At 48.8% G+C, this 6,299-nt stretch carries 4 protein-coding genes and 2 pseudogenes; 1 reads left to right on the top strand and 5 read right to left on the bottom strand.

What is annotated here, in order from left to right:
• Positions 1-1,346 (bottom strand): annotated as a pseudogene (locus V7126_RS23445) (LytS/YhcK type 5TM receptor domain-containing protein); the annotation flags it as partial.
• Between the two features lie 174 nt (positions 1,347-1,520).
• On the opposite strand from V7126_RS23445, the gene V7126_RS23450 reads away from it, so the two are divergent.
• Positions 1,521-2,312 carry an HAD family hydrolase gene (locus tag V7126_RS23450; protein ID WP_175076787.1) on the top strand — a complete coding sequence of 264 codons (792 nt, stop codon included), beginning with the start codon at positions 1,521-1,523 and terminating at the stop codon, positions 2,310-2,312.
• 29 nt (positions 2,313-2,341) lie between these two features.
• On the opposite strand, the gene thrS is transcribed toward V7126_RS23450, so the two are convergent.
• From thrS to V7126_RS23470, 4 genes and pseudogenes are all read right to left on the bottom strand, one after another.
• Entirely contained in the window at positions 2,342-4,273 is a 1,932-nt protein-coding gene (thrS, locus tag V7126_RS23455) for a threonine--tRNA ligase (protein WP_175076788.1), read from the bottom strand.
• Positions 4,274-4,611: 338 nt separating this feature from the next.
• Positions 4,612-5,454, bottom strand: coding sequence for a putative sporulation protein YtxC (gene ytxC, locus V7126_RS23460; protein WP_046129643.1), 843 nt, complete (start codon positions 5,452-5,454; stop codon positions 4,612-4,614).
• A 77-nt stretch (positions 5,455-5,531) separates the two neighbouring features.
• Complete coding sequence (locus V7126_RS23465; protein ID WP_175076789.1) at positions 5,532-6,164, bottom strand: TVP38/TMEM64 family protein; 633 nt, start codon at positions 6,162-6,164, stop codon at positions 5,532-5,534.
• Between the two features lie 27 nt (positions 6,165-6,191).
• Positions 6,192-6,299 (bottom strand): annotated as a pseudogene (locus V7126_RS23470) (primosomal protein DnaI); the annotation flags it as partial.

Consider the following 6,299-nt stretch of genomic DNA (forward strand, 5'->3'; position numbering starts at 1 on the left):
ATAAATATGCTTCAAGATGGTTCAGCTCTTTTGAGAGCGGAATCAATAGCTGCCTCGCCCCCTGCAGGTTTGAGCGGAAATAGACGCTGAGCTGAAGCAGGAGCTTTCTCGTTTTTTCGGCGTCTGTCCGGCACAATGCTGAGATCGTATGAATCGCATTGAATAAAAAATGCGGATTGACCTGAGCTTGCAGCGCTTTGATTTCGGCATCTTTCAATAGCTTCTTTTGCAGCTCCGCTTCCCCGAGCTCAAGCTGTGTTGAAAAAAGCATCGCAAGGCCTTCGGCAAGCTCTTCTGCCACGCGGTTTAGCCCCGCCGGATTCTTGAAGTACAGCTTCAGAGTGCCGATCGTCTTCCGGTTGGAGATCAGGGGTAGCACAATCGCGGCCTGAAGCGGGCAAGAGTGATGGGTGCACTCGATTTCGTCGCGCGATTTCACCTTCATGACTTTCCCCGTTTTGATGACTTTTTTCGATAAACCGGTGATCAGGCTTCTCGAAGGAATATGGTGATCAGCCCCTTCGCCGACATGCGCGAGAATCGTTTCCCTGTCTGTAATCGACACGGCATCCGTGCCTGTCATCTGATGAATAATCAGGGCCGCGCTTTTGCACGATGTCTCATTCAGCCCCTGGCGGAAAAACGGCAGCGTCTGATCGGCAATCGAAAACACCTTGTGCGTCTGCATGGCTTTTGCCTGTTCTTCTTTACGGATAATCGATTGAATGATCGACAGAAAGATAAAACTGCCTGTCCCATTGACGATGACCATCGGGATGCCGATCATCTGAACGAGCGCTACAGCGTCTGACCGCGGCGCAGCAAGCATGATGATCATCATCATTTGCAGCGCTTCCATTGAAATGCCTGCAAGAGCCGCGACCCGCGGCGTCACCATTTGGTGCCTCTTCCGGAAAAAACGCCCGATATAACCCGATATAACCCCCGCCAACACGGAAGAAACCGCACAGCTTAAAGCCGTACTTCCTCCAAGCGAAAAACGGTGAATTCCCGCAAGAATCCCGACCCCGGCGCCAACGAAGGGCCCCCCGATCAAGCCGCCGATTTCGACTCCGAGNNCCGAGAATTCTCGTATTGGCGATCGAGCTCGACGGGTCGATCGCAAAAATCCAATCATTGTTTAAAATCTCGTGATCTCGAATCTCAATTCCCGTATAGTTGCTGATAATGCTGAAAAGTGAAAAGATACAAATGAGAACGGCCTTCCCCTTATATCCTTCCGGATGCTGAAGGTGCTGCCGGAACACCTTCATATGGGCGAGAATAAAACCAAGGATCACGATGATCCCCACTCTTTCCAGCATCATGATCATTAAATGGATCATGTTATCCCCTTGCTTTCTCACAAATTTTGAGTCCGCCCTCATTTTATCATATCTATCGCCATTCAAACTTTCGCGCTTTATCACATCACATTCTTAAAATCTCTGCTTTATCATCCTATTGATCTATTGTAAAATAAATGAGACATTGATAAATCCATGACAGAGGAGACGATCATGAAAGCCGTATTTTTTGATTTAGACGACACATTGCTCTGGGATGAAAAAAGCGTCAGTACGGCATTTGCCGAAACGTGTATGAAAGCCGAAAAAAAATACGGGATCGGCTCGGATGAATTCGAAGCCGCTGTACGCCGGGCAGCGCGCGATCTTTACACATCTTATGAAACGTATCCCTACACCGTGATGATCGGCATCAATCCGTTTGAAGGGCTTTGGTCGAATTTCAGCGACCCGATCAGCGAAGGATTTCAAAAGCTGAACAAAATCGTCCCTGAATACAGAAAAAACGCATGGACAAACGGGCTGAAAGCATCCGGAATCGATGATCCCGCTTTCGGGGAAGAGCTGGGCGAATATTTTGCGGCCGTGCGCCGGAAGAGCCCTTTCGTCTATGAAGAAACATTTGCCGTTTTGGATGAATTAAAAGGAAAATTCGAGCTGTTATTGCTGACAAACGGTGATCCGAGCCTGCAAAGAGAAAAATTGGCCGGCGTGCCTGAGCTTGCCCCTTATTTCAAGGAAATCGTCATTTCCGGAAATTTCGGAAAAGGGAAGCCTGACCCGAGCATTTTTGAACACTGTCTTCATCTTCTCGGCATTGCGAAAGAAGACGCCGTGATGGTCGGGGATAATTTGAACACAGATATTCTCGGCGCATCCAGAGCAGGCATTCAGACCGTCTGGGTCAACCGCAAAGGCAATGTGAACGAAACCGAAGTAAAACCCGACCACGAAATCCGTCATTTAAGCGAACTGTTCGATATTCTGGCCGCAAAAAAAGCATGACTCCGAATGGAATCATGCTTTTTTTCGTTTTATTTTCTTGCTTCAGCAACGGCTTTTTTTACGAAATCTTCAAGCGAAACCGTTTCTGATTTTTGCTCTCCGTATTTGCGGACATTGACCGCTTCGTTTTCGGCTTCCTGGTCGCCCACGACGAGCATGTACGGAATCTTTTGCATTTGCGCTTCACGGATTTTATAGCCGATCTTTTCATCGCGGCTGTCGACTTCAACGCGCAATCCTTCGCGCTGCAACCGTTCCTGGACTTGTTTTGCGTAGTCAAGGTGCGCGGACGGCGATACAGGGATCACCTGGAACTGCACCGGCGCAAGCCATGTCGGAAGCGCGCCTTTATGCTCTTCAATTAAGAACGCCACAAAGCGCTCCATTGTCGATACGACGCCCCTGTGAATAACGACAGGACGGTGCGGTTTGCCGTCTTCGCCGACATATGTCAGGTCAAATCTTTCAGGAAGCAGGAAGTCAAGCTGAACGGTTGACAGCGTTTCTTCTTTGCCGATCGCTGTTTTGACTTGAACGTCGAGCTTCGGTCCGTAGAACGCCGCTTCTCCTTCCGCCTCATAGTAGTCGTGCCCCATCTCATCCATCGCTGCTTTCAGCATCGATTGCGCTTTATTCCACATTTCGTCATCATCATAATATTTCTCGGTATCCTCCGGATCGCGGTAAGACAGGCGGAATGTATAGTTGTTTAATCCGAAGTCTTTGTACACGTCTTGAATCAAGCGGACGGTGCGGATGAATTCTTCCTTGATCTGATCCGGACGGACGAAAATATGTGCGTCATTCAGCGTCATGCCGCGGACGCGCTGGAGTCCTGAAAGCGCACCGGACATTTCGTAGCGGTGCATCGTTCCGAGCTCTGCGATCCGGATCGGCAGCTCGCGGTAGCTGTGAATGTCGTTTTTATAAATCATCATGTGATGCGGGCAGTTCATCGGACGAAGCGTCAATGTTTCATTGTCCATTTCCATCGGCGGGAACATCGTATCCTGATAATGATCCCAGTGGCCCGATGTTTCGTAAAGCTCCTTGCTTCCGAGCACAGGCGTATAAACATGCTCATAGCCGAGGGCGATTTCTTTATCGACGATATAGCGCTCGATGACGCGTCTGATCGTCGCGCCCTTCGGAAGCCAAAGCGGCAGCCCCTGGCCGACTTTTTGCGAAATCGCGAATAATTTTAATTCTTTTCCGAGCTTTCTGTGATCGCGTTCTTTCGCTTCTTCAAGCAGGCGCAGATGCTCTTCAAGGTCGGCTTTTTTGAAGAACACCGTACCGTAGATGCGCTGCAGCATCTTATTGTTGCTGTCGCCGCGCCAGTATGCGCCGGCAAGGCTGAGCAGCTTGAACTCCTTGATTTTTCCCGTCGACGGAACGTGGACGCCGCGGCACAAATCGAAGAACTCGCCTTGCTCATAGATCGATACCGTCTCTCCTTCAGGAATCGCATCAAGCAGCTCCAGTTTCAAGTCGTCGCCGATTTCGGCGAACCTTGCTTTCGCTTCTTCGCGGCTGACCTCTTTTCTGACGATCGGCAGATTTTCTCCGATGATTTTTTTCATCTCTTTCTCGATTTTCGGGAGATCTTCCGGTGTGAGCGCTTCTTCCAGGTCAACATCATAGTAGAAGCCGTTTTCGATCACAGGGCCGACGCCGAGCTTGACGTTTTGATAAAGCCGCTTAATCGCCTGGGCCATTAAGTGTGCAGTGCTGTGGCGCATGATTTCAAGCGCTTCGTCGCTGCCTTCCGTAATGATCTCAATCGCGCCGTCCTCATGGATCGGTGTGCGCAGATCGATTTCTTTGCTGTTTAATTTTCCGGCGATGGCCTTTTTCTTTAAGCCGGGACTGATCGATGCCGCGATATCTTCTGTTGTCGTCCCTTTTGCAAACTCCTTAACCGCTCTGTCAGGAAATGTGATTTTTACCATATCTGACATCCTAGTCACTCCTTTTTTATGCAAAATAAAAACCCCGCCCCCTAAGAAAGGGACGAGGATTAATAAACGGAATTCGTGGTTCCACCCTTTTTCCCGAAAACGCAGAAAATCGCCTGCCTTTTTCGGCTCTCGGTTCTGTAACGGGAAGCCCCGTCAGTCATTACTTGACAATACGCCGTTCACAACTGATGTTCAAAGGTGGTAAAAAAATGATCCTTGGTTAAGAGACTCGCAGCCTTGGTCTCCCTCTCTGCCAACCGGTGTTCATTTTTTCGTGTCCTTATCAATACATGGAATGTAAAGTTTACAATGTATTATAAATCGTTTTGCAAGCAAAATCAAGAACGCTCTTCCAAAATGTTTTCCTGCGGATGAAAGGATTCAAGAGAAAAAATCCGGACCCGTTCCTGAAAAATATTTTGGATCGTCTGTACCATGGCATGCTCGCTGTTTTTCGTATACAGGTCGATTTTTTTCGGAGCGATCGACACGAGCGGAGCGAGCAGATGGGAATCGATATACATCGGGTGTTCTCTCACGAACCGCCTGTCTATGTATTTTTTTTGTTCCCGCTCTGAAATATATTTCAATTCCCACAGTACAAAATGGCCGTCATGCACGATGCGCACATGATCGAGCACCGGCTCTTTCCTCGTCACGTAGTCTCTCAGCGATTGAATGAACGTCTGGTATTCCTGTTCCATTTTGTATTCATCGATCGCCGCCTCGACATACCCTTTTAATCGCTCATAATATTTTCCGAGCCGGAACGTCATGAAGGAGCGAATCGAAAAGACGTTTTCTTCAAGACAGATCGTCTTGAGCTCCTGCTCGATGAAATATTCGCGAGGGGTATCATCATGATTTAGCGGAAGACCTTCGAGCTCCCCCTCCATGATGCTGTGGGCCAGCTGCAGAATCTGCTGCTGCTCATCCCGGTCCAAAAAATAGTAATCTCCTTCAATGACCGAAAGCATGTATTCGTCTTCTTTGCACTCCGTAAAAAATCTCGTCAAAATCGGCTGGATGTATTCCTGAATACTGACAGAGGAATGGGTCTTTTCAATTCCGATCTTCCCTGGCGCCTCGTGAATCTTGATATGCCGGTTTTCATCCGCATTGCGAAGGAGATGCAAAAACGCGGCTGTATCATAATCATCTTCAAATGTAATTTCGAGCATGTTTGTCCCCCCTAACAACATCTGGTACATGTATATGGGCGGGACAACTAAAATAGACGTAAAAAAAGGATAAGCCTTTAATCAAGCAGCTCCTGCACTTTTTTTCTGAACAAGAGCGGAACGGTGATAAAAAGGAGGTAGATTACGGCCATGACCGAAATCGCCAGGAGGTCACCGGACATGATGCTCGATCCGAGCGCGTTTAAAATAACGGTTCCGGGGATAATGCCCGCAGCCGTGGCCGCCAAATACGACAGCGGTTTTACTTTTGATACGCCGGCCGCATAGCTGACCGCATCAAAGTGGATCGGTGCAAGCCGTAAAAGCAAAATGCTGAAAAAACCGTTCTTTTGCAAAAAAGCGCGGAACGCATCAAGCTTCAAAGGCATGTTTTTCATGTTTCCGCCGAGCTTGTATGCAACGGCAAACGATAAAAACGCTCCGCCGGCGGCTCCTATAAAAGAATACAGAGATCCATAGACCGAGCCGAATGCGAGTCCGCCGCCTACGGCAAAAACGGAGGCGGGCAGAAGCAAAAACGGCCTGACCATTAATAATCCGATATACATGAGCGGGGCAAAAACGCCGAAGGATAGAACACCTTCCCTGATATGGCTTGGATTCAGATTGAAGTACTTTGCGTTAAACCACAATCCGGCAGCCGCTATCGCCAGCACCGCCGCCCACTTTGCGAGGGCTTTTTTCGGCATATCCTCATCTCCTGGTATGAAAGGGAATTATTGACGGCGGTTCTTTCCATCAAGACGGATGGGCGTAGCCAGGTACAGCACCCGCTCCATCAGCCTTGCCGCCTTTACATCTTCTTTTTCCCCTCTTTGGGAATA

This window comes from Bacillus sp. JJ675 (assembly GCF_036963165.1).
Taxonomy (GTDB): Bacteria; Bacillota; Bacilli; order Bacillales; family Bacillaceae; genus Bacillus; species Bacillus glycinifermentans.

Bases quoted from the DNA above. Each gene is read 5' to 3' on its own strand.
- V7126_RS23465 (WP_175076789.1), bottom strand. From the start codon at position 6,164: ATGCCGAAAAAAGCCCTCGCAAAGTGGGCGGCGGTGCTGGCGATAGCG.
- thrS (WP_175076788.1), bottom strand. From the start codon at position 4,273: ATGTCAGATATGGTAAAAATCACATTTCCTGACAGAGCGGTTAAGGAG.
- V7126_RS23450 (WP_175076787.1), top strand. From the start codon at position 1,521: ATGAAAGCCGTATTTTTTGATTTAGACGACACATTGCTCTGGGATGAA.
- ytxC (WP_046129643.1), bottom strand. From the start codon at position 5,454: ATGCTCGAAATTACATTTGAAGATGATTATGATACAGCCGCGTTTTTG.